We start from the raw sequence: 263 nt of genomic DNA on the forward strand, positions 1-263 counted from the left end.
AGGATCCCGTCCGGATCGAAGACGGCATGGCGCTCTCGGTTCTTGAAGCGGAGGCCGAAGATGGTCGGTGACTTCTCAGATGACTATGAGGTCGGCTACGGAAAGCCTCCGAAATCCGCCCAGTTTAAACCCGGAAAGTCCGGCAATCCGAAGGGGCGTCCGAAAGGGAGCCTCGACTTCAAGACGCATGTCCAGGAAATGCTGTCTCGGCAGGTTACCATTACGGATGGCGGAAAGCGGCGACGCATCAGCGCACTCGAGGC

1 protein-coding gene is annotated in these 263 nt (G+C 58.9%); it reads left to right on the forward strand.

The annotated features are described in order from the left end of the window. Positions 1 to 60: 60 nt before the first annotated feature. The coding region (locus AB2B41_RS23570; protein ID WP_367880258.1) for a DUF5681 domain-containing protein at positions 61 to 263 on the forward strand (203 nt) is incomplete at its 3' end.

It is taken from the genome of Sulfitobacter sediminis, from assembly GCF_040811725.1.
GTDB classification, from domain to species: domain Bacteria; phylum Pseudomonadota; class Alphaproteobacteria; order Rhodobacterales; family Rhodobacteraceae; genus Sulfitobacter; species Sulfitobacter sediminis.